Source organism: Vibrio marinisediminis (assembly GCF_014050145.1).
Lineage (GTDB): Bacteria > Pseudomonadota > Gammaproteobacteria > Enterobacterales > Vibrionaceae > Vibrio > Vibrio marinisediminis.
The window spans coordinates 1-233 of sequence record NZ_JACFYF010000364.1 but is presented as its reverse complement, the minus strand read 5'-3'; the positions used below and the strand labels follow the sequence as shown (position 1 = coordinate 233).

Below are 233 nucleotides of genomic sequence, written 5' to 3'. Positions count from 1 at the left end.
CTACTCCAATATACTATAGCAGGAGTGCTTATAAAACAAAACCCTTTAAAACTATTATCTAAAATAATGCCTGCATATTTTACAGCCTTAGGAACGCAGTCTTCTGCTGCTACTATTCCTGTAACTTTAAAACAAACTATAAAAAATGGGGTTTCAGATAAAATAGCAGGTTTCGTTATACCACTGTGCGCAACTATACACCTATCTGGAAGTATTATGAAAATAACCGCATA

At 33.9% G+C, this 233-nt stretch carries 1 protein-coding gene; it reads left to right on the top strand.

Annotation, left to right across the window (positions count from 1 at the left end; genetic code table 11):
• The coding region (locus H2O73_RS24365) for a cation:dicarboxylate symporter family transporter (RefSeq protein WP_182110846.1) at positions 1–233 on the top strand (233 nt) is incomplete at both ends.